Here is a 21,546-nt window from a genome sequence, read left to right on the forward strand (position 1 = left end):
TCATGACCGAAGCCATCCGCTACGAAACCGGCCCCGATCGGATCGTCGTCCTGACCCTGGACATGCCGGGCCAGAGCGCCAACACCATGAACACGGTGTACCGCCAGGCCATGGCCGCCTGCGTCGCCCGTTTGACCGCTGAAAAGGATTCGATTGTTGGGGTAATCATCACCTCCGCCAAGAAAACCTTCTTCGCCGGAGGTGACCTCAACGACCTGGTCAAGGTCGGCAAGCCCGAGGCCAAGGCCTTCTATGACATGGTGCTGGGGCTCAAGGCGCAACTGCGCGCGCTGGAAACCCTCGGCAAGCCAGTGGTGGCAGCCATCAATGGTGCGGCCCTGGGAGGCGGCTGGGAGATTTGCCTGGCCTGCCATCATCGCGTAGCGCTGGACCACCCGCCCGTGCAGATCGGCCTTCCTGAAGTCACCCTTGGCCTGTTGCCGGGCGGCGGCGGGGTGGTGCGGATGGTGCGCCTGCTCGGCCTCGAAAAGGCCTTGCCCTACCTGCTCGAAGGCAAGAAGTTGGGCCCACGACCGGCGCTGCAGGCTGGCTTGATTGACGAGCTGGCAGAAGATATGGACGAACTGCTGGCCAAATCCCGGGCCTGGATTCTCGCCAATCCCAACGCCGTCCAACCCTGGGATACGAAGGGTTATCGGCTCCCGGGCGGCTTGCCGTCCGATCCGCACCTCGCGCAAATGCTGGCGATCGCCCCCTCTATCCTGCGGAACAAGACCCAGGGCTGCCTGCCGGCCCCGGAGAAAATCTTGTGCGCTGCTGTGGAAGGCGCACAGGTGGATTTCGATACCGCTCACTTGATCGAAACCCGCTACTTCACTGAACTGACCACCGGCCAGGTGGCAAAAAACCTGATCGGCACGTTCTGGTTCCAGCTCAACGAGATCAAGGCCGGGGGCTCTCGCCCGCAGGGCTTGGCGCCTTGCCTGACGCGAAAAATCGGCGTGCTCGGTGCGGGCATGATGGGCGCCGGCATTGCCTGCGTCAGCGCCGTGGCCGGTATTGCGGTGGTGCTCAAGGATGTCGAGCGCGCAGCCGCCGAGAAGGGTAAGGCTCGTTCGGCGGCATTGCTGGACAAAAAAGTCGCCCGTGGTCAGCTCACTGCCGAGCAGCGCGACGCTACGCTCGCGCGGATCCACACCACCGACAGCGACGCTGACCTGGCGGGGTGCGATCTGATTATCGAAGCGGTGTTCGAGGATCGCGCCCTGAAAGCCCGCGTGTCAGCCGCGGCCCAGGCCGTCGCGGGCCCCGACGCAGTGATCGCCTCCAACACTTCCACGTTACCCATCACCGGCCTGGCCACGGCGGTGCCGGATCCGACGAAGTTCATCGGCCTGCACTTCTTCAGCCCGGTGGAAAAAATGCCTTTGGTGGAGATCATCAAGGGTGCCCGCACCAGCGATGAAACCCTGGCAAGGGGCTTCGATTTTGTCCTGCAAATCAACAAGACGCCGATTGTGGTCAACGACAGTCGCGGCTTCTTTACTTCCCGAGTATTTGGCACCTATACCCATGAGGGCATCGCCATGCTCGGCGAAGGGGTAAGTGCGGCGATGATCGAGACTGAAGCGCGCAAGGCCGGGATGCCCGTCGGGCCTCTGGCAATCTCTGACGAAGTTTCCCTCAGTCTGATGAGTCATATCCGTCTGCAAACCGCCAATGACCTGCGGGCAGAAGGGAAAACGCCGATTGAGCACCCGGCGTTCAGAGTGATCGACTTGATGCTCAATGAATTCAAACGACCTGGAAAGGCTGCCGGCGCCGGTTTTTATGAATACCCGGCCAGCGGGCAAAAATACCTTTGGCCGCCGCTCAAGCAACGCTTCGAGCAAGCCGACGGGCAGATCTCGCCGCAGGATATTCGCGATCGCCTGTTGTTCGTTCAAGCGCTGGAAACCGTACGCTGTGTGGAGGAGGGCGTGCTGACTGCGACGGCGGATGCCAACGTCGGCTCGGTCTTCGGTATCGGCTTTGCTGCCTGGACCGGCGGGGCATTGCAGTTCATCAACCAGTACGGCCTTCGGGACTTCATCGCTCGTGCCCAATACTTGGCTGAGCAATACGGCGAGCGATTCGCCCCGCCGACTTTGCTGCTGGAAAAAGCCGCCAGGGACGAACTGTTCTGACAGGCGTGGGAAGGGGCTTGCCTTGGGACCGTGTTTCAAGGCAGGCTCTTGGGTGTGCAATATTCCCATCACGTGTCAGGTATTTTTTATGTCGCTACGCATCTGCATTCTGGAAACCGATGTCCTGCGTCCAGAGCTGGTCGATCAATATCAGGGTTACGGGCAGATGTTCCAACGGCTGTTTTCCCAGCAGCCGATAGCGGCCGAGTTCATCGTGTACAACGTGATGGAGGGCCACTACCCAAGCGATGACGAGGAGTTCGATGCCTACCTGGTGACCGGCAGCAAGGCTGATTCCTTCGGCACCGACCCGTGGATTCAAACCCTCAAGACCTTCCTGCTGGAGCGTTACCAGCGTGGCGACAAACTGTTGGGGGTGTGCTTCGGCCATCAACTGTTGGCGCTGTTGCTGGGTGGCAAGACTGAACGCGCCACCCAAGGTTGGGGCGTCGGCACCCATCGTTACAAACTTGCCGCCAAGGCACCGTGGATGAGCCCGGTCATGGAAGAACTGACCTTGCTGATCAGCCACCAGGACCAGGTTACCCAATTGCCTGAAGACGCCACGGTCATTGCCTCAAGCGATTTCTGCCCGTTCGCTGCCTACCACATCAACGATCAGGTGCTGTGCTTCCAGGGCCATCCGGAGTTCATCCACGACTATTCCCGGGCGTTGCTGGAGATTCGCCAGCAACACCTCGGTGAACAGATCTACAGCCAAGGCGTGGCAAGCCTTGCCCAGGAGCATCATGGCACCACGGTAGCGGAGTGGATGATGCGGTTTGTGGCTCAGAAGCGGCTTTGAGCGACAAGCTGCGAGCTACAAGTTAAGCGCTGCAATCCTGAGCTTGCAGCTTGCAGCTTGCAGCTTGCAGCTGCTCCTCCTCCTACAACCACCCCGACCGCTTGAAGCTCGCCCACAACGCGGTGCAACCCACGGCGATAAACCCAAGCACCGCAAAATACCCGTAGTGCCAATTCAGCTCGGGCATGTCCCGGAAATTCATCCCGTAGATCCCTGCCACTGCCGTCGGGAACGCCAGGATCGCCGCCCAGGCTGCGAACTTGCGCTGCACCACGCTCTGGCGCGACGCTTCGAGCAACACACCGACTTCAATGGTCTGGCTGGCGATGTCCGCCAGGGTGGTGAGGTCTTCCATCTGCCGCGTGACATGGATCTGCACATCGCGGAAATAGGGGCTCATATTCTTGTCGATGAAGGGAAAATCCAGCCGCTGCAACTCTTCGCTGATCTCCACCATCGGCGCCGCGTAGCGCCGCAGGCGTAACACGTCGCGGCGCAAGCTGTGCAGATTCTGGATATCCCGCTCGTTCAGGGCGCTGCACAACACATTGCGCTCCAGCTCATCGATCTCGGCGTGAATGGCTTCCCCCACCGGCTGGTAGTTTTCGATCACGAAATCGAGGATGGCGTAGAGTACGAAATCTTCCCCGTGCTTGAGCAGGATAGGGCGCGCCTCACAGCGTTGTCGGACGTGGGCGTAGGACGCCGAGTGCCCGTTGCGCGCAGTGATGATGTAGCCCTTGCCCGCGAAGATATGGGTTTCGATGAACTGCAGCTTGCCGTCTTTGCGTATCGGCGAGTAGGTGACGATAAACAGCGCGTCGCCGAAGGTCTCCAGCTTGGGACGGCTGTGCTTCTCCATCGCGTCTTCGATCGCCAGTTCATGCAGGTTGAACTGGCGTTGCAAATTGGTCAGCTCCAGGGCGGTAGGCTCTTCAAGGCCAATCCACACGAAGTGACCGGGTTTCGCGGCCCAGGCACTGCCTTCGTCCAGGGTGATGTTGGTGACTTTTTTACCGGCGCTGTAAACCGCAGCAGCAACGACTCTACCCATGGTGATGGTTCTTCTTCTTGGAAAAATGGCAGTGATAATGCAGCGCCCAGCTTAGCGTGCCCTGCTACTTGAGAGTCAGCAAAATCTGCCGAGTTCGCAGGCAAAAGAAAACCCGCCGATCGCGGGTTTCTTTTCAGGCGACCTGCAACTGGCGGTCCATCGCTTCGATGCAGTTGCGCATCTGTTCACGGCATTGGGCGATGAGCTGGGGCATGTCGTCCATGGTAAGCCCGGCCGTAGGAATCGCCGGCAAGGAGCGTATGAGAATATCGCCGCTGCGCCAGCGATTGAGGCGCATAGGCTTGATGTAGCGGCTCACGCATACAGGAGTTATCGGCACGCCGGCCGCTATCGCCATCCGAAATGCGCCTTGCTTGAAGGGCAGCAGGTCTTCGCCAAAATTGCGCGTGCCTTCCGGGAACACCCAGATTGAGGTGTCTTCATGCTGCAGCGTATGGGTGGTCGTCTGGATCGATTGGCGTGCCTTGATGGCGTTGCCTCGGTCGATCAGCACGTTGCCGGCCAACCAGAACAGTTGCCCGAACAGCGGCACCCACTTCAGGCTCTTCTTGCCGATGCATACGGTACGGCGCGGCACCACGTTGCCGAACATGAACAAGTCATAGTTGGATTGGTGATTGGCGATGATTACGCAGCTCTGGGATTTGTCCTCCAGCGTGCCCACATCGGCCCGGACCCGCAGACCCAGGATGTACATAGCGGGCAGGGCATACAGCCTGGCACATATACGGCTGTTGTCCGGGTTGAACGGCCGGCAGATACCCACAACCACCCCAAGCACACCCGCCAGGACAAAATGCAGCCCCATCAGCAACATACGCAGAACAAACAACATCTACAGGCCCTATCGGGACAAAAGGTGGCGCAGTGTACGGATGTGCACTGTTTTCAGCAATTGTCCCTATAGAGGTACGATATGTAGGCTGACTCGCAGCCTCAGCCCATATGTTCCTGGTCCAGCAAGATCGCGCTGTCCAGGGTTTCCAGCAATGCCTTGCGGACTTTCAGCTTGGTGTTCTTGTGAGCGGTCATGTTGATCTTTTTCAACTGGCGCGCTGCTTCCAGCGCCGCGCCCTGCAATTCTTCGGCAGCTACCACTTTGTCGAGGAAGCCCGCATCCACAGCGCCTTGCGGGTTGAACATCTCGGCATTGATCACCGAGCGATGAAACGCTGATTTGCGCAGGCGATCACGGGCCAGCTCGATACCGGCGTGATGCATGGTCATGCCGATCTGCACTTCGTTCAGGCCAATGCTGAACGGCCCATCCACACCAATGCGATAGTCCGCCGACAGCAGCAGGAACGCACCCTTGGCCACCGCGTGCCCGGTGCAAGCGACGACGACGGGGAAGGGGTGCGACAACAGGCGACGGGCCAGGGTCGAGCCGGCGGTAACCAGGCTCACCGCTTCCTTGGGGCCAGCGGTCATGACTTTCAAGTCGTAACCACCCGACAAGATCCCCGGTTGCCCGGTAATGATCACCACTGCCCGATCCGCTGTCGCCTGGTCCAGCGCAGCATTAAATGCGGCAATCACATCCGGCGAAATGGCATTCACCTTGCCGTTGTTCAAGGTCAGGGTCGCGATACCGTCGTCGAGATGGTAGGCAATCAGGTCGCTCATGACGCTATTCCTTGTAAGAGAAGTGACGCAGACGTTACCCAGCGCTGCCGGCCAGGTAAAGCGCCATGACTGACTCACCGGTCAGCCCCAGGTCACGTAAACCGTCTGGCCAGCCCACCCAGCCACGCCCTCATCTATAGAGGGGCGACTGCACAGCCCCGGAGATTGGCCGGTTTGCCATGCCCAAGCGCGTTTGAATCCCCGACCCACCTTAACCGCATGAAAATTCTGAAAAAAACCTTTGCCATCGGAAAAGCTTTCGACTACATTAGCGCGCCTCGACAGACTGAACAGTTTGTCGAGATACGGTGAAGTGTCCGAGTGGCTTAAGGAGCACGCCTGGAAAGTGTGTATACAGGAAACTGTATCGAGAGTTCGAATCTCTCCTTCACCGCCACATTCTGCAAACATAAACCCCTGATTTTCCTAGAGAAAGTCGGGGGTTTGTGGTTTTTGGCGTCCAAAAAATAGTCCCATGGGAAAGCCCTGGGCCCGGTATAAACCCGGCGTACTTGATATAAAAACTCGAGAGACGCTCAGTAAGCGGGTGAACAATCATCGCGGTAGAGCCAATGGTGCTTGACGCCGTAATTGCTCTTTCAATCGCGTCTTGCAGCAAGTCAATTGCAAAGCCTTGGCCTTGAGCTGCAAAAGTTATCCCCATTCGCCCCACCTGGAGAGGGTTGGCCTCAGCGCCGCTCATCGCAAAGGGACGACTGATCAATCCCAAGGTCTACCTCAAACACGCATCCAATGACCGGGACGTCCCATGTCATATCCACGAGTCGGCTTCGCTTGCCAATACCGTCATCCCGAGCGAAGTCTTTCACCCAGTCAGTTAAAGCTCATCGAAGCCCCGTTCAATCCTCGTACCACGACGCTGCGCTGGATGGACAGCGTGTCGCCGCAGATGGCCCGCGACAGGTTGGTGGACGTGGTGGGGCACAATCTTGAGGCTCAGTTGCGCTTGATTGCCTACGTCGCCGAGCTTCCGGCGGCGTTGCGCATGCTTCGGCTAAGCAGCGACCTGCTGCCGTTCTACAGCCATCCCAAGGTGAACGGGTTTTATCAGGATCCTGCGATCCGCGGCCTGCTTGAAGAACGTTTCGCCGCGATTGGCAACCTCGCGCGTTCAGCGGATATACGGCTGTCGTTTCACCCCGGCCAGTATTGCGTACTGGGCTCGGATAAACCCCCGGTGGTAGAGAACAGCCTGGCGGAGTTTGAATACCACGCCGACATGATCCGGATGATGGGATACGGTCGGCGTTTCCAGGATTTCAAATGCAACGTACACATCGCCGGCCGCCTGGGGGGCGAGGGGATACGTTCGATCTGGCTGCGGTTGTCGGAAGTGGCGCGCCATTGCATCACCTTCGAAAATGAGGAAAAAACCTACGGTGTGGACGATTGTCTGCAACTCGCCGACCTCGCGCCCGTCGTGCTGGACATTCACCATTGTTGGATCAACGAGAACGACTACATCGCACCGGACTCCCCGCGAGTCGATCGCATCATCGAAAGTTGGCGAGGCGTTCGACCCACCATGCATTACTCCCAACCGCCGGAGCGACTTCAGGAATTGGGTTTCGATGCAGATCGCAAACTTGAAATGGACGCCTTGTTAAAGGTTGTGTCCAAGCGAGATCTATACGGCCACAGCGCGCAGATGTGGAATCGCTGGACGAATGAATACGCGCTCAGGTTCCTGGACCGTTTCGACATCATGCTGGAAGCGAAGGACAAGAACCTGGCGGCGCTGGCGTTTTATGAATGTGTTGTGGCCTCGGGTCGTCAGTTCACTGAGGTAAAAAGCCTTTCTGGCGACTTACGTGTTGAATGACCTTTTGCGTCGTGTATCACCTTGCAGCAGTAAGTTGATCATTAGGCTTGCGACATGCCCGGCACATCCATGTTGATCCTGCGCCACGCCGCTTCGGCAAAGCTGTACACCGAAAAAGCGATCAAGCCCAACGCCATCAGCATCAGGACCACACCGCCGGCCGGCAGGTTCTGAAGTGCATTGAGGGCGTCTTTCATCCCGGGTGGGTCCATGGCTTTGTAAGCCGAGCCGCTGACCATCAACAGCAGGGCGATTTCGATGAAGACGATACCTCGGGCGATAAGACCGAAGCGCGACACCGGGCGCACATAGCGCATGACGTCTTCGTCCGCTTCGAAGTACTTCTCGAATGACGCTTTCCAGCCCTTGATGATGTGAGCGATGCCCACCCCCAGCGGCACCAGGGCGATGAGGTAAATCAGGATATTGGAGTGGTCCCAGGACAACAGGCGCGCCAGTAGATCCTGGGTCTGTCCGCCACCGGAGCCGCCGGAGTTTTTCAACCCGCTGACCAGCAGCGTCAATGCAAAGAACGCGAGCGCGCCGTTGATCAAGCCGCCCGCCAGCAAGCCCATGCGAATCACCACGCCTTTAAGTTCCTTGCCGTGATGATCGACGTCGCGGGTGGCCTGCAACACGCGCCACCCGGCGAAGGCGAGCAGGCCCATGACCACCAGGCCGACCAAGGCATGGCCGAAGGGCTGGCTGAGCAGCGCCTCCAGGCTGCTATGGCTGTCCTTCGGGTTGCTTGAATCTCGAGCCGCCAGCAGCGCGAAGATACCCATGATCAGATAAATGACACCGCGAGCGGCGTAACCGCCTCGTGCCAGTAAGACCAAGCTATGGTGGGGTGACATACGCGGATATTCCAGACAGGTGATAAGCAGCAGACCTGTGGTGTTGCGAGGGGTTCGATTGGTGTTCGGGGGCAGGCTCGCCTGTGGTATTGGCGAGATGGCCATGATCACGACGGCATTACTTTGCCCACGCAATAGAGCAGGTCAGGTATTCAACGGCAACTGCGGCGTATCCGGATTCAACTGCTGGCGCCTGAACTGCCCCGGCGGCTGGCCATGGATCTGGCGAAAGCGCCTGGAAAAATAAGCCTCGTCGGCAAACCCGCACAACCTCGCCACTTCGCCCACGGGCCGCGTCCCGTTGAGCAGGTAATTACGCGCCGCATGCATCCGGCGCTCAAGCACCAGTTCGGTGAAGGTCTTGCCGATTTCCTTGCGCAACCAGTGAGTCAGGTAGGTGGGTGACAAGTACGTCGCGGCAGCCACCTTGATCAGGTTAAGGTCAGGATCGGCAATGTTCTTGCGCAGGTACTCCGACATCCGGCTCAGTGCGTCGCGCCGGCTGACCTCCGCGGCGTTCTCCTCGGCCAACCGTTTCAGGGGCTCGGCGTACAAGGCGCAGACGCTGCCGATCAGTTGCAGCAACAGACCCTTGAGCATCTCCCGGGTGCCGAATTGACGGTTCTCGTCCAGCACCCGCATCTGTTCGATCAAGGTGCAGATTCTGGCGAAATCCTCATCGCCCAGGATGAAGTCCAGATGTTCCTGGAAACGGAAGGGCGACAACTCGGGCGCCAGCAGAATCGAGACTTCTTCCAGGTCCATCGGGTCGCATTGCAAATGCGGCAGCAAGAAGGTCTGGGAAAAATTGATCACGATGAAATTGCTGTCCGCCGGGTGCGGGATCACATGCACGCGATGGGGCAGGATGAAGGCCAACGTGTTGCGTGGAAACGCCCGCTCGACGTTGCCGATGTGCTGCACCGTATCGCCGCCGAGGTTGATCTGGATCTGGAAATACTCGTGGCGATGGGGGCTGGTTTCGGCGCGCCGGCCCTTTTTGTCGCGGATGTAGAAATCAGTCAATTCGCTGCGTTGCTGCATGACATAGGTGGGGACTCGGCTCGGTGATGACATCCCTGGGAATCCTGTGCGGGCGCATGGCGATGACGGAGATTGTGACGGTGTACCCGAGCTTTTTTCAAGGCGTTATACGACGAGGAAGAGGGGCTGCGGCTTTTTCTCTACCTGGAGCCTCCAAAATCATTGTCCAAAAACGAAACGGCCTAGCTTTACAATTTATTCCTTTAAAAACAGTAAGTTAATTAATAAGAAGAAAAATATAGGAAGCCGGATTTTCTTGGACAGGTTCCGTCATCGCGGTTTTCAGTGGGAAAAATGATCTAACGCCCCGGTTGATTTTGGAAGGTTGTACGACCACTGTTGGAGCCACGCAACCCGATCCTCATCCAAAAACAATCAAGAGGTGCGCATTCCATGAACCTGTTCCCATCCCTCGCTGATCCTCCCGTCTGCTGCATCGACAGGTCCTGTTGCAAGGTGTCATCGAACGCCTGACACCGGCTGTCCCGCACCGCTGCTTCCAGTCGTAAACATCCTGCCCCGACATCGAGGGCAATGGCTTCGGCTGCTCGTAAACATTTCGACGCTTCTAACAATAACGAGGTCTATTCATGTCGAATTCCCACACCTCCCAGTCCACCGCCGCGCCGACCATTGCCAGCGCCCGGGACGCCGTCGTGCCTGAGCGGCTGCCGTCGCGGCGGCGCTGGTTCATGCTGTCGTTGCTGCTGATCGCGACGATCATCAACTACATCGACCGAGTGAACATCTCGATTGCCGCGCCGTTCCTCGCCAAGGACCTGGGCCTGGACAAGATCGAGATGGGTCTGATTTTTTCCGCGTTCGCCTGGACCTACGCAATCGCCTTGGTGCCCGCCGGGTTCATTGCCGACCGCTTCGGTTCGCGCTTCACTTACGGCGTGTCATTGATCAGTTGGTCGACCGTTACCGTGTGCCAGGGCTTGGCCACAGGGTTTGCCTCGCTGTTCGGTTTGCGCCTGGCAGTCGGCGCGATGGAAGCACCGGCGTTCCCGGCCAACAGCCGTGCGGTCACGGTGTGGTTCCCGGCGCGTGAGCGGGGCTTGGCCAGCAGCATTTACGTCTGTGGCCAATACCTGGGCACCGCATTGTTTACCGGCGCGCTGCTGTGGCTGGCGACTACTTACGATTGGCGCCATGTGTTCTACAGCACCGGTGCATTGGGTATCGTTTTCGGTGTCGCCTGGCTGTTCCTGTATCGCGACCCGATGAACTGCAAGAAGGTCAGCAAGGAAGAACTCAAGTACATCGAAGCCGGCGGCGGGCTGGTCAAGAGCAGCCAGGAGCGCACCCGATTCAACTGGCGGCAGATCGCCGAGCTGTTCAGCTATCGGCAGGTCTGGGCGATTTGCATCGGTAAATTCGCCAGCACTTCGGCCTTGTACTTTTTTCTCACCTGGTTCCCGACCTACCTGATCGAAGAGCGTCAGTTGACCATGATCAAGGCCGGGATCTTCGCCGTGCTGCCGTTCGTGGGGGCGACGGTGGGCATTCTGCTCGCCGGGATCGTGTCCGATCTGCTGATACGTCGCGGCTATTCATTGTCCTTTGCGCGCAAATTGCCGCTGGTGGTCGGGTCGATGTTGGGCATGTCCATCGTGCTGGTGAATTTCACCGACTCGAACGTGATCTGCATTGCCATCTTGACCATCGCCTTTTTCGCCCAAGGGATCGCGTCGTCCTCGTGGGCGGCCGTGTCGGAAGTGGCGCCCAAGGAACTGATCGGGCTGACCGGCGGAATCACCAGTCTGGCGGCCAATATCGGCGGCATCGTCACGCCCATTGTGATTGGTGCGATCGTGCACAAGACCGGCTCATTCGCCTTGGCCTTCTGGTTCATCGGCGGTGTCGCGCTGATCGGCACCTTGTCCTATTCGTTGCTGCTCGGTCGTTTGTACCGCATCGAACTCAAGGCGCGCTGAGGCCGGAAAAAACCGTTTTCTCCAACACGAGGCGGCATTCCTCCAACTTCACCAAAGGTTGCCGCCGTACGCTGACGCTTCCAACAGGACTTAGACCAGGATGAACATGACCGAGTACGTCTTTACCCCGGACCTGCCAGTGACCCTGCCAGTGATTGGCACCCAACAGCGCTTTCCCGTCGGCCGGGTCTTCTGTGTTGGTCGCAACTACCCATGGCCTGATACCCAGGGCGAATCCCGAGTGCCGCCGGTGTTCTTCATGAAACCTGCCAGCTGCGTCGTGGACGCGATCGGTGAGGTGGCGTTTCCGTCGGTGACGGAGGAGTTCGTGCACGAAATCGAGCTGGTCGTCGCCATCGGCGAGGGCGGCGCCAACATTCCGGAAAGCCAGGCGCTGGCCTATGTCTGGGGCTACGCCGCCGGCCTCGACCTGACCCGGCGCGACGTCCAGCGCCTGGCCAAGCGCAACGGTTTGCCGTGGGAAGGCGCCAAGGTGTTCGACGGCGCCGCACCCATGACCGCCATCGTGCCGGTTTCCCGGGCAGGGCACCCTGACGGGGAGCTGTGGCTGAACGTCAACGGCGAAGAACGCCAGCGCGACAGCCTCGACAGCCAGATCTGGTCGGTCAGTGAAATGATCGCCCGCATCTCCCAATCGGTGGCGCTGCGGGCCGGCGACCTGATCATGACCGGCAGTCCGGCAGGGGTCGATTTACTGCAGCCGGGCGACGTCATTACGGCCGGCATCGACGGCATCGGCCAATTAGAAATGCGCGTCGGTCAGCGACCTTGAACCCGGCGTTTGTCTTGTTGATTTGAGAAAGGAAGGAACACATGTCCAACACCTTGAAAGTGGCTTTGGTGACCGGCGCCGGCAGCGGGATCGGCCGTGCGGTGGCCCTCGGCCTGATGGAAGATGGCTACACGCTGGTATTGGCCGGTCGCCGGCCAGAGCCCTTGCAGGCATTGGTCGAATTGGCCGCTGTGGATGGGCGCGAGGCCCTGGCAGTGCCCACGGATGTGCGTGACCCGGTCAGTGTCGATGCGCTGTTTGCAACCATTGCAGAGGTCTATGGGCGCCTCGACGTCGTGTTCAACAACGCCGGCATCAATGCCCCCGCCGTGCCGCTGGATGAACTGACGTTCGAGCAATGGCGAAACGTGATCGACACCAACCTCAACGGTGTTTTCCTCTGTGCCCGTGGCGCCTTCGGCCTGATGCGCCGGCAACAGCCCCAAGGTGGCCGGATCATCAATAACGGTTCGATCTCGGCCCACACTCCACGGCCGTTCAGCAGCGCCTACACCGCCAGCAAACACGCAGTGCTGGGACTGACCAAATCCCTGGCCCTGGACGGGCGCGAATACAACATCGCTTGCAGCCAGATCGACATCGGCAACGCCCTGACTGAGATGTCCGTGCGCATGACCAAGGGCGTGCGCCAGGCCAACGGCACCATCGCGGTGGAGCCAATGGTGGACGTCAAGCACGTGGCCGATGCCGTGCGCTACATCGCCGGCCTGCCGCTGTCGGCCAACGTCCTGAACATGACCGTCATGGCCACCGCCATGCCGTTTGCCGGCCGCGGTTGAGCCTGCGTGCTGTTCATTTTTTGAGGATATGCATTCGTGGCGAGGGAGCTTGCTCCCGCTTGAGTGCGAAGCGCTCATAAAAAGAACCGGGGCCGCTACGCAGCCCAGCGGGAGCAAGCTCCCTCGCCACGGGAATTCAAGCCAGCCTCGAGTGAGCACCATCGCGCTTGAACCGGTTTTTCTTATTTCGTTATGAGGTCCATATGAAGCCAGAAGTCTTGCAACTCAGCCCGATCCTGATCCCTGAAATCAACGCCCGGCTCAACGAGCTGTTCACGGTGCGGCGCTATTTCGAACAGGCCGACAAGCCTGCCTATGTGCAGGAACATGGCGCCAACATTCGTGGCGTGATCACCGGCGGGCATACCGGCATCAGCCAGGCGCTCATGGCGCAATTGCCGAAACTGGAAGTGGTGGCCGTCAACGGCGTGGGCACCGATGCGGTGGACCTGGCCTACGCCCGTGATCGCGGCATCCGCGTCACGGCCACCATCGGCGCGCTGACCGAAGACGTCGCCGACCTGGCCATCGGCTTATTGATTGCCGTGTGCCGTGGCTTGTGCACCGGTGATCGCTATGTGCGCTCAGGCCAATGGCCCCACAGCCCGACCCCGCTGGCACCGCTGCCCTTGGCCCGCCAGGTGTCCGGCATGCGCATCGGCATCGTCGGCATGGGCCGGGTCGGCCGCGCCGTCGCCACCCGAGCCGCCGCATTCGGTTGCCCGATCAGCTACACCGACCTGCAACCCATGGACGACGTGAGCCACACCTTCGTCGCCGATCTCAGGCAACTGGCCCGCGACAGCGACGCCCTGATCCTCGCGGCGGCCGCTGACAAGGCTGAAGCCATCATCGATGCCGAGGTGCTGGAGGCCTTGGGCAAGGGCGGCTATCTGATCAACGTGGCCCGGGGCAAATTGGTCAACGAGGCCGACCTCGTGGCTGCACTCACCGCCGGTGACATCGCCGGTGCGGCGCTGGATGTGTTTGTCGACGAACCGAACGTGCCCCAGGCCTTGTTTGGCAACGAGCAGGTGGTCCTGCAACCGCACCGCGCGAGCGCAACGTTGCAGACCCGCACGCGGATGGGGGAAATGGTGGTGGCGAGTTTGTTGGATAGTTTTGCGGGAAGGGTGGCGCAGGGGTGTGTGACGGGGTGAATGCCGGGCTGCTTCAGGGATGTGACGCTTCCTTGAAGTGGCCGTGCACTGCGTCAGGCATATCCGGGCGGGAGCCATGTTGCGACGTGGTTACAATACGGAAGTTGTGAAAAAACACAACCAGAGTACCATCGGCTCAAAGACAGGGAAGCCCATGGATATACTCACGCCATCACGTTTTGACGACGCTGCGATTTTGTACCCGAACGACAAGGCTGGGCTTGATCGTTGCCTGCGTATTTTGAGGATGGCTCGCCCCAAAGTGTTCGCGGACCTGCAAAAGCTTTTTGGGGCGCACGGTATCGACTTGTTCAAACCCAGAGCCGCAGCGCATTGGGTGGTGATCGATGTAGGCGGCAATAACCTCAGGGTGATAGGCGGCGTCAACTTCACCCGGCAGAAGTTCTACGTCAAACACATCTATACGCATGCCGATTACGACGTAGCCAACGCCTGGTACGCAAGCAACAAAGGGGTAAAACGATGAGCGCAGCCCGGAATGACCTTCAAGCCGTGATCGCAACGCTTGGCGAGTTGCACGCGGTGCTGGAGCGCTTGCGCGGTGAGTTTGTGCATGGCATCAAGACCCCTGCCGATTACGAACGCGCGACCAGCCTGCTCGATGAACTCACCGACGGGCGCGAACTGAGCAAGACTGAGGAGAAAATTCTCGTTGAGCTTGAGGAAGAGATGCTGGCTTACCAGCGCGACTCCGAGCAATTCCGCGAATCGAACGCCGCTTTGGAGGCGAGCTGCACCCCTGTGCAGTTGATCAAGGATTTGATGGAGACACTCGGACTTACCGGTTCGGATCTCCCTGAAATCGGTGATAAAACGGCGGTGTCCAAAGTGCTCAGTGGGGATCGGCCTATCAGTCACAAGATGGCCTACGCGTTGGCGGAGCGGTTTGCGATGGAGCCGAGTGCTTTCTTGTCCGCAGGGCCAGCGAAATCGGCTCCTGTCGAAACAGTTCATCTTCCCGTCAGGAAAGCCTCAACGTATTACCGTTATCGCAGCGACCCTATAACTGCACAGTCAGTGAAGGAGACCGGCGCCGGTGAATACAAAGTAGTGGCTTCGAAGGGCCGCGGGAAGACAGCCAAGGAACCGGACAAGGGGTAGATCTTGCTGATCAAGCTTCAAGGGTCGGTTGTCGAGTCACGCGTTGCCAGAATGATCCGCACCCCCATGCTCACCCCAACAAGCACAGCAGCAAGACCTGACACCTCCAAAAGTGTCGGCAGCCGACCTTGAAACCACAAGCCAAGCAACGTCGCGAATAGCGACTCCAGGGCAATCAACTGCCCGGAAAGCACCATGGGCAGGCGTCGGGACGCGGCGTTCCAAGCCCAGGCTCCGCCAACGGATGACATCAGCGCAATCACGAAACCCCAGAGATATAAATGTCCAGCGACGGAAATACTAAAGCCCAGGCTCGGCAGTTTGAGCAGGTTGAGCGCTTGTACCGCCGGTAACAAGCACAAGGTGCCGAATCCGGCGCCAGCCATCATGAGGCCGGTCCATGCGCCTGACGCCTGGGACGGTAGCTTTAGCAAGGCGCGCTGGTTCACCCAACTGAACGCGAGCCACAAGACCACGGCACCGATTGAGAACAACACACCCATCAGCCAGGAACCATCGCTTGCAACGGGTTGACGAATCGCGCCGAGATTTGACAGCACCAGCCCACCCGTCAAGAAAAACAGCGGGATCGCCAGTTTGCGCCATTGAAGGGTCTTGGCCGTGGCGTTGCCCAGCAGTGCCAGCAAGACCGGCACCATTCCAATAAAAGCCGGGGTCAGTACTGGCCCGCCGAAGATAATGCCGGCGGCGATGCAGGCGCTATAGCCGAGGTAGCCAGTAACGCCCAGGCCTGCGGCCAAAAATACCTGGTCGCGGTGTAAGAGCCGAAGTTGGGCCCGATATAGCAGTACGACCCCCATGCCCAACGTACCGGCAATAAGAAAACGCACGATCATCAAGTCATAGATCGTGTAGGCGCCGGTGACGTAGGGCGCGATGAAGTTCAGCGCCCAGCTCAGCGTGGCGACGACGGCGAGGGCCAATCCGGCGATGATGTTTGAGTGGTGGGACTGGACCATCAGGCGTGCGCCTCGATATACCGGCCATTGGCGAGTAACCGTCCTGGTTCAGTACCGCCATTGCAGCAAGTCTGCGAATCCTCTATAAAATCTGGCGCTGGCATCGCGTTCCTCTCGACCGTTGTTGGCCCAGGATATCTGACCCGCATGGAGCATCATCGTGAGCCACTCGCCGCGCCGCCTCAACTTTCCAGTCAACATTTGCCCGCGCAAGACGTCCCGCGCCCTGCGACATACCTGGAGCCTCACCTTACTGACGCTGCTCACCGGATGCGGAGCGCTGTCGGATGTCCGCTCTTTCTCCACCCCTTACTCGACGCCTGACGGTGGCGAGACAGCGCGTTTGCGGGTGATCAGCGACGGCATGATCAGGGCCGTACCCAAGTCCGATTGCGTGGATTTCCGCCTGCCGGGCGCCGGGGTCATGGTGACGTTTCGTGATGGCTACGCCAATCGCAACGGCGAGAGCCTGGGCATGCCAGCTGTCGACAAACACTCATCTTCCACGGTAATGACTGAGTTGCTGGTGCCTGCCGGGCAGCCCATCGCTTTTCATTACATCGGTGCTCAATGCTACAACATGTTCAGCTTTGTCCCTAAGGCGGGGATGGACTACCAACTGGATGCTGTGGGGCGTTTCAAATGCGGGGTGACTCTCCAGCAATTGCACGTGGGAACAGCAGAGCGTCCCTCTTCATCCTTGAAGGACAGCAAATTGTGCAGGGCGACGGATAACTTATAGCGTTGAGGTTCCAAGGACCCCATAACGATTGGAAAGGAGCTTCATCATGAGCCCCATCCCCACCTTCCAAACCCGCCGGCTCATCCTCACGCCCCTTGAGCTGACGGACGCACCGGCGATTCAACGATTATTCCCCCACTGGGAAGTGGTTCGTTACCTGGACAGTCGCGTGCCTTGGCCTTATCCGGATGACGGCGCGCTGACGTACGTGCGCGACCATGCGCTCCCGGCTATTGCGGCCGGGCGCGAGTGGCACTGGATGATCCGCATCGCCGAAGCCCCGACACAGAGCATCGGCAGCATCAGCCTGTACGACCAGCCTGGCAATCACCGGGGTTTCTGGTTGGCGCCGCAATGGCAGCGACAGGGCTACATGCGCGAGGCTTGTGAAGTGATCAATGCCTATTGGTTTGAAGCGCTGAAGCGCCCGGTCATGCAAGTGCCCAAGGCGGTGGGCAACCAGGCTTCACGCAGGGTTTCGGAATATGAAGGGATGCGCCTGATCGGGACGCAGCAGGGGGAGTTTGTCTGTGGGTCGTTGCTTAAGGATATCTGGGAAATGACGCGTGGGAATTGGCTTGAGAAAAAGACCGCGTTGGAATCGAATTGAGCAGCATCAAATGGGTCAAGTCGCCTGTGAACGACAATTCACCACGGTCGTCGTCAGGATCTATCTGTCGGGTTAACGGGTAAAGGAATGTGAAATGGATATTCCACAGGGTTTCAGGCCGTTATTTCGTAGTAGCCCTTTTTTTGACTTACTAGGTCCCTTTTATTATCGGGAAAACTCCGAAGGTTTTACCGTTGGGATTCGGGTAGAGGAGAAACACACCAATGCGCGTGGAATCGCTCACGGAGGATTGTTCATGGCGCTGGCTGATATCGCGCTGGGCTACAACGCTGCGTTCTCGAAAGATCCGCCTCTTAAGCTCGTGACGACCACGATGACTACTGATTTCGCTGGCTCCGCTAAGATCGGCGATTGGTTGGAGGCTGCCGTAGATATTCAAAAAACCGGTAGTCGATTGGTGTTTGCCAATACCTATATCAGCGCTGGAGAGGAACGCGTGGTTCGAGCCAGTGCATCTTTTCTGGTGCTCAGCTAGGTGGAGGCTGAACTGGCCCAGATGCGTCAGGGAGATCCGAAAGTGATGCTCGTTGATGGTCTTGAGTTGTATCGTCCTCTGCGGTGCGTTGCTTAAGGAGGTGGGGATTCATGAGTACCTGTCACCGGCGATTGACGTCCAAATCCGTTAACGACGATGTACAACAGTGGACCGATTGATACGAAGATCGCCGTGATCAGGAAGTAAGGCAGCAACGATGTGAGCGACCTGCCTTTCGAACGTGTGTCCCGGTACATCCAGATGCACGCCATGCTAGCGAGCAGATAAAGGTCGATGACTACCTGCGCGGTGTCCGGGCTGGACATGAGCCTGACGCCGAATTCCAGGAGCGATTGCTCGGCGAGAAACACAATACTCGCCGTGTAAATTGAAAAAAGTAGGAGCGCGACAAGTGCAACGTAGGGTCTTTTCACTCTACCTCCTTGGACTCGTTCATTGGTCAATAGAGGTAGGCTAGTGATTTGACCGTCATGGTTTCAATGACCTCTGAGGTCATGGACGCCACTCACCCGCAATGCCAGAGTCAACGGATGACCAGTCGACCTTTTTCTCGAACAACGCCACCAACCTCGGCCGGTGCGCAACTGCGTCACTTGCGCCAACAGGCCGGGCTGAGTCAGTTGGACTGTGCACTGATAACAGGGTTATCTCAGCGTCACCTTAGTTGCATCGAGACGGGGCGCGCCAAGCCAAGCCCTGGCACTTTGCATAACTTGTTGACTGCCCTGGATGTACCTTTGGAGCGATGCAACGACATCTTCATCGCCAGTGGTTATGCCCCTCGCTACGAAACGACGCCGCTCACGTCGTCGTCAATGGAAGTGGTACGTGATGCCATTAATCATGTACTTCACGCCAATAACCCCGCTCCGGCGATTGTTCTGGGTGCCCAATGGGACATCCTTGCAGCCAACACTAGCGCGGGTGTTCTGTTCGATCTGGTGGGTCTTGCCAGGGATGCGCCCGATGGGCTCAACCTCTTGGCGACACTGCTGCAACCCGGTGGCTTGGGCGACCATTTGAGTAACGCCGAGGAAATAAGATCAGTGGCCTGGCAACGGGCATCTCGGGAAGCCTTGAGTAATCCTGCGTTGGCAGAGATTCTGAAGAGCCTGCCGGCCCCACACAGCTCTGCGGCGCTGGTCAACGAGCTGCCTCCGCTGTTGCTGACACGAGTCGAGTCTCCCCACGGTGAGCTGAAGTTCATGTCAACGTTCACAACTTTCGGCATGCCGCTCGACATCACGATGAGCTCATTGCGTATCGAACATCTGATTCCTGCCGACGCGAAGACCTGGGAGGTGATGACTAAGGCATATGAGCAGGCACAACACTAATAATGATCAAGGAAGAACACATGCAGCCGTCACTCAATCGAATCATGTTGTATGTCCGGGACGTTCAAGCGACCTGCGATTTTTATGAGCGTCATTTCGGTTTTACCAGTCAACGAAAAACCGATGACCGCGTCACCGAATTGAGCCCTGCAAACGGCGGCGCGATCCTGATGGTTCACCCGGCAGGTAAGGCCGTTAAAACAGGACAAGTCACCGTAAAGCTTGTCTTTGATCTCCAGGACGTCGAGGGTTTCAAGGCCAAATGCCTGGCCCAAGGCCTGAGGTTTGGCGCTACGCACAGGGCGGACGGTTACTCTTTCGCCAACGCCAAAGACCCCGACGGTAATTCCATTTCCATCTCCAGCAGGGCGTTTGCATGCAGCTGAACTTTCAAAAGATGCATGCCAATGGCGATGACTTCGTTATTGTCGATTCGCGACATTCGGCCAACCCGGTGACGAGTGCCATGGCCCAGCGAATGGGGGATCGGAACCGGGGTGTGGGCTTCAACCAACTCGCGGTATTGCTCGATTGCGACGATGCCGATGCGCGTGTGATGTTCTGGAATGCAGATGGCTCCGCGCTGGATGTTTGCGGCAGTGCGACGCGGGGGGCGGCGGATAGGCTGATGCGCGAAGCAAATGTTACTTCGGTAAAGCTGCGCACTAACCGTGGTTTGCTCACATGCGAACGTACCCCAACCGGCGACATTTGCGTCGAGATGGGCGTGCCGCTTTTCGGCTGGTCGGACGTCCCCCTGGCACAAGAGCTCGACACCGCTGCCTTGCCACTCGTGGGCAGTCCAGCCGCTTGCAGCATGGGAAATCCCCACTGCACCTTTTTTGTCGATGATCTGGCCAGCATTGATATCGCGACGATCGGCCCGGCCATCGAAACCAACCCGCTATTCCCTCTCAAGACCAACGTTCATTTCGTCCAGATCATTGACCGCAAGCATATTCGGTTGCGCATATGGGAGCGCGGGGCGGGGATTGCGCTGGGTTCGGGGTCCTGTTCGTGTGGCGCGGTTGTTAATGGAGTACGTCGTGGCTTGTTGGACAACACCGTTGAGGTTGAATGTGATGGCGGGTGTGTGACGGTTCACTGGAACGGCGTGGACAAAGTCTTTCTTATCGGCCCGGTGCAGGCGAGCTTTTCGGGGACGATGAGCCAGGGTTGAGTTGGCATGGGTATCAACCCTGGTGCCGCTGCCTTAAGGCCCGTCTACTCAACGGTTCTCTGGGGGGAGACACAGCCTTTTTGGAGCCTCCTTTCCAGGGCGTGTACTCAACGGTTATATAAAATTCGGTCGGATAATTTCTCGGAATCGTAAAGCCTGCTACCCGCCCCATGTCCATTTTCTTGCATCGCTCGGTGAGGCGTCGCTGCAAGTCGGGATCGGGTTTGAACGCTTCCGGCTGGAGAAAGCTAAGGTCAAGTTCAGCCAGGCAATCCAACACACGTCCTTGCGGATCGGCCCAGCCCCTGAAAGTCGCTACCCCGATACTATCAAGGGATTCCTGAGCAAAGGTTTGCTGCCAGACAAAATCGCTTTGCTCCATCTCAACGCGCGCCTGCCTGTGTCGAAGTCGATCCGATTCAGGTATTTGCGACGGACTGGAAAAAATAAGCAATTGGACCAGTTCCACTTCTTCAGCTGTCGCGCTCGCGAACGTCTCGGCGCCTGCAGAAGGCAGGATGATATCCCAGCAAACCTTTTCAACGAGTGCGGCCAACTTGGCGTTATCCGGGAAGCGTCCTGGAGGTAATTTGGGGTCGGCTTCGGCTGTACAACTGAGTAATTCGTTCTTGCGATTTATCTTTACTCGTAGTGTCTGTTCGCCTATCCAGTCGTGACGATTGGCAGCCTGTGCGGCGCGGGCCAAAACAGCATTGAATTGGTACAGAGTCGTCTGCCGGAAATAGGCTGCTCGTTGCACGTCTGTCCTGGGGGAGGGGTGTGTTGCATCGCAGCCGACCAACGATAAAACGATGCTAAGCAGTAACGGCTGGAGCAGCATGCTTGTCGAGCGAGGCATATTCAGATCCATTGAAAAAAGGCGGGACGATTGTACAGTGACAACGGGACTACCAGGCGTTACTTGAGTGCGCTCAATCCCAGCAATCGGATCAGCGCGTACTGACACG

At 58.5% G+C, this 21,546-nt stretch carries 23 protein-coding genes and 1 tRNA gene; 16 read left to right on the top strand and 8 right to left on the bottom strand.

Annotated elements, in window-relative coordinates:
* Positions 1-2 precede the first annotated feature (2 nt).
* Both PFLQ2_RS19850 and PFLQ2_RS19845 read left to right on the top strand, forming a co-directional pair.
* Complete coding sequence (locus tag PFLQ2_RS19850; protein ID WP_003179476.1) at positions 3-2,147, top strand: 3-hydroxyacyl-CoA dehydrogenase NAD-binding domain-containing protein; 2,145 nt, start codon at positions 3-5, stop codon at positions 2,145-2,147.
* 88 nt (positions 2,148-2,235) lie between these two features.
* A complete protein-coding gene (locus PFLQ2_RS19845) occupies positions 2,236-2,952 on the top strand; it encodes an amidotransferase (RefSeq protein WP_003179479.1) in 717 nt (238 codons plus the stop codon).
* An 82-nt stretch (positions 2,953-3,034) separates the two neighbouring features.
* Here the strand turns inward: PFLQ2_RS19845 and PFLQ2_RS19840 are convergent, their stop codons facing one another.
* The 3 genes from PFLQ2_RS19840 to PFLQ2_RS19830 form a co-directional block, all read right to left on the bottom strand.
* Complete coding sequence (locus PFLQ2_RS19840) at positions 3,035-4,006, bottom strand: magnesium and cobalt transport protein CorA (RefSeq protein ID WP_003179481.1); 972 nt, start codon at positions 4,004-4,006, stop codon at positions 3,035-3,037.
* Between the two features lie 133 nt (positions 4,007-4,139).
* Complete coding sequence (locus tag PFLQ2_RS19835; protein WP_003179482.1) at positions 4,140-4,862, bottom strand: lysophospholipid acyltransferase family protein; 723 nt, start codon at positions 4,860-4,862, stop codon at positions 4,140-4,142.
* A gap of 101 nt (positions 4,863-4,963) precedes the next feature.
* A complete protein-coding gene (locus tag PFLQ2_RS19830; RefSeq protein ID WP_003179484.1) occupies positions 4,964-5,653 on the bottom strand; it encodes a crotonase/enoyl-CoA hydratase family protein in 690 nt (229 codons plus the stop codon).
* A 307-nt stretch (positions 5,654-5,960) separates the two neighbouring features.
* Between PFLQ2_RS19830 and PFLQ2_RS19825 the strand changes: the two genes are divergently transcribed.
* Positions 5,961-6,050 (top strand) — tRNA-Ser (locus PFLQ2_RS19825).
* Positions 6,051-6,422: 372 nt separating this feature from the next.
* Positions 6,423-7,496, top strand: a complete 1,074-nt coding sequence (locus PFLQ2_RS19820; RefSeq protein ID WP_003179486.1) for a UV damage repair endonuclease — start codon at positions 6,423-6,425, stop codon at positions 7,494-7,496.
* 41 nt (positions 7,497-7,537) lie between these two features.
* Here the strand turns inward: PFLQ2_RS19820 and PFLQ2_RS19815 are convergent, their stop codons facing one another.
* Together PFLQ2_RS19815 and PFLQ2_RS19810 are read right to left on the bottom strand one after the other, a co-directional pair.
* Positions 7,538-8,353 carry a DUF1206 domain-containing protein gene (locus tag PFLQ2_RS19815; protein ID WP_033045948.1) on the bottom strand — a complete coding sequence of 272 codons (816 nt, stop codon included), beginning with the start codon at positions 8,351-8,353 and terminating at the stop codon, positions 7,538-7,540.
* A gap of 144 nt (positions 8,354-8,497) precedes the next feature.
* A complete protein-coding gene (locus tag PFLQ2_RS19810) occupies positions 8,498-9,430 on the bottom strand; it encodes a helix-turn-helix transcriptional regulator (protein WP_003179489.1) in 933 nt (310 codons plus the stop codon).
* Between the two features lie 557 nt (positions 9,431-9,987).
* Between PFLQ2_RS19810 and PFLQ2_RS19805 the strand changes: the two genes are divergently transcribed.
* The 6 genes from PFLQ2_RS19805 (at position 9,988) to PFLQ2_RS19780 (ending at position 15,212) form a co-directional block, all read left to right on the top strand.
* Entirely contained in the window at positions 9,988-11,337 is a 1,350-nt protein-coding gene (locus PFLQ2_RS19805; RefSeq protein WP_003179491.1) for an MFS transporter, read from the top strand.
* A 100-nt stretch (positions 11,338-11,437) separates the two neighbouring features.
* Entirely contained in the window at positions 11,438-12,130 is a 693-nt protein-coding gene (locus PFLQ2_RS19800) for a fumarylacetoacetate hydrolase family protein (RefSeq protein WP_003179494.1), read from the top strand.
* 41 nt (positions 12,131-12,171) lie between these two features.
* Positions 12,172-12,930 (top strand): SDR family oxidoreductase, encoded by a 759-nt coding sequence (locus tag PFLQ2_RS19795; protein WP_003179496.1) that lies wholly within the window; start codon positions 12,172-12,174, stop codon positions 12,928-12,930.
* A 203-nt stretch (positions 12,931-13,133) separates the two neighbouring features.
* Positions 13,134-14,090: a 2-hydroxyacid dehydrogenase gene (locus PFLQ2_RS19790; protein WP_003179498.1), complete on the top strand. Its 957-nt coding sequence runs from the start codon at positions 13,134-13,136 to the stop codon at positions 14,088-14,090.
* Between the two features lie 154 nt (positions 14,091-14,244).
* Positions 14,245-14,577 (top strand): type II toxin-antitoxin system HigB family toxin, encoded by a 333-nt coding sequence (locus tag PFLQ2_RS19785; RefSeq protein ID WP_003179499.1) that lies wholly within the window; start codon positions 14,245-14,247, stop codon positions 14,575-14,577.
* Positions 14,574-15,212, top strand: a complete 639-nt coding sequence (locus tag PFLQ2_RS19780; RefSeq protein WP_003179500.1) for a helix-turn-helix domain-containing protein — start codon at positions 14,574-14,576, stop codon at positions 15,210-15,212. The genes PFLQ2_RS19785 and PFLQ2_RS19780 overlap by 4 nt, the downstream gene beginning before the upstream one ends.
* Positions 15,213-15,229: 17 nt before the next feature.
* On the opposite strand, the gene PFLQ2_RS19775 is transcribed toward PFLQ2_RS19780, so the two are convergent.
* Positions 15,230-16,192: a DMT family transporter gene (locus PFLQ2_RS19775; RefSeq protein ID WP_003179501.1), complete on the bottom strand. Its 963-nt coding sequence runs from the start codon at positions 16,190-16,192 to the stop codon at positions 15,230-15,232.
* Between the two features lie 160 nt (positions 16,193-16,352).
* On the opposite strand from PFLQ2_RS19775, the gene PFLQ2_RS27630 reads away from it, so the two are divergent.
* The 3 genes from PFLQ2_RS27630 to PFLQ2_RS19765 all read left to right on the top strand — a co-directional run bounded on the left by PFLQ2_RS27630 (position 16,353) and on the right by PFLQ2_RS19765 (position 18,040).
* Complete coding sequence (locus PFLQ2_RS27630; RefSeq protein ID WP_088021769.1) at positions 16,353-16,934, top strand: hypothetical protein; 582 nt, start codon at positions 16,353-16,355, stop codon at positions 16,932-16,934.
* Positions 16,935-16,980: 46 nt separating this feature from the next.
* Positions 16,981-17,544, top strand: a complete 564-nt coding sequence (locus PFLQ2_RS19770) for a GNAT family N-acetyltransferase (protein ID WP_003179503.1) — start codon at positions 16,981-16,983, stop codon at positions 17,542-17,544.
* A 94-nt stretch (positions 17,545-17,638) separates the two neighbouring features.
* Complete coding sequence (locus PFLQ2_RS19765; RefSeq protein ID WP_003179505.1) at positions 17,639-18,040, top strand: PaaI family thioesterase; 402 nt, start codon at positions 17,639-17,641, stop codon at positions 18,038-18,040.
* Positions 18,041-18,132: 92 nt separating this feature from the next.
* Here PFLQ2_RS19765 and PFLQ2_RS27635 read toward each other — a convergent pair whose 3' ends face one another.
* The gene (locus tag PFLQ2_RS27635) at positions 18,133-18,474 is read right to left on the bottom strand and encodes a hypothetical protein (RefSeq protein ID WP_033045949.1); all 342 of its coding nucleotides are present in this window, start codon (positions 18,472-18,474) and stop codon (positions 18,133-18,135) included.
* Positions 18,475-18,591: 117 nt separating this feature from the next.
* Here PFLQ2_RS27635 and PFLQ2_RS19760 point away from each other — a divergent pair, with 117 nt between their 5' ends.
* Genes PFLQ2_RS19760 through dapF form a run of 3 tightly spaced genes read left to right on the top strand, consistent with a single transcriptional unit; the run spans position 18,592 to position 20,578 of the window.
* On the top strand, positions 18,592-19,398 hold the full coding sequence (locus PFLQ2_RS19760; RefSeq protein WP_003179507.1) for a helix-turn-helix domain-containing protein: 807 nt from the start codon (positions 18,592-18,594) through the stop codon (positions 19,396-19,398).
* A gap of 20 nt (positions 19,399-19,418) precedes the next feature.
* Positions 19,419-19,784: a VOC family protein gene (locus tag PFLQ2_RS19755; protein ID WP_033045950.1), complete on the top strand. Its 366-nt coding sequence runs from the start codon at positions 19,419-19,421 to the stop codon at positions 19,782-19,784.
* Complete coding sequence (dapF, locus tag PFLQ2_RS19750) at positions 19,775-20,578, top strand: diaminopimelate epimerase (RefSeq protein ID WP_003179511.1); 804 nt, start codon at positions 19,775-19,777, stop codon at positions 20,576-20,578. Before PFLQ2_RS19755 ends, dapF begins: the two co-directional genes overlap by 10 nt.
* Before the next feature lie 13 nt (positions 20,579-20,591).
* Here the strand turns inward: dapF and PFLQ2_RS19745 are convergent, their stop codons facing one another.
* The gene (locus PFLQ2_RS19745; protein ID WP_033045951.1) at positions 20,592-21,437 is read right to left on the bottom strand and encodes a hypothetical protein; all 846 of its coding nucleotides are present in this window, start codon (positions 21,435-21,437) and stop codon (positions 20,592-20,594) included.
* Between the last annotated feature and the right edge of the window lie 109 nt (positions 21,438-21,546).

Source organism: Pseudomonas fluorescens Q2-87, from assembly GCF_000281895.1.
Lineage (GTDB): Bacteria > Pseudomonadota > Gammaproteobacteria > Pseudomonadales > Pseudomonadaceae > Aquipseudomonas > Aquipseudomonas fluorescens_S.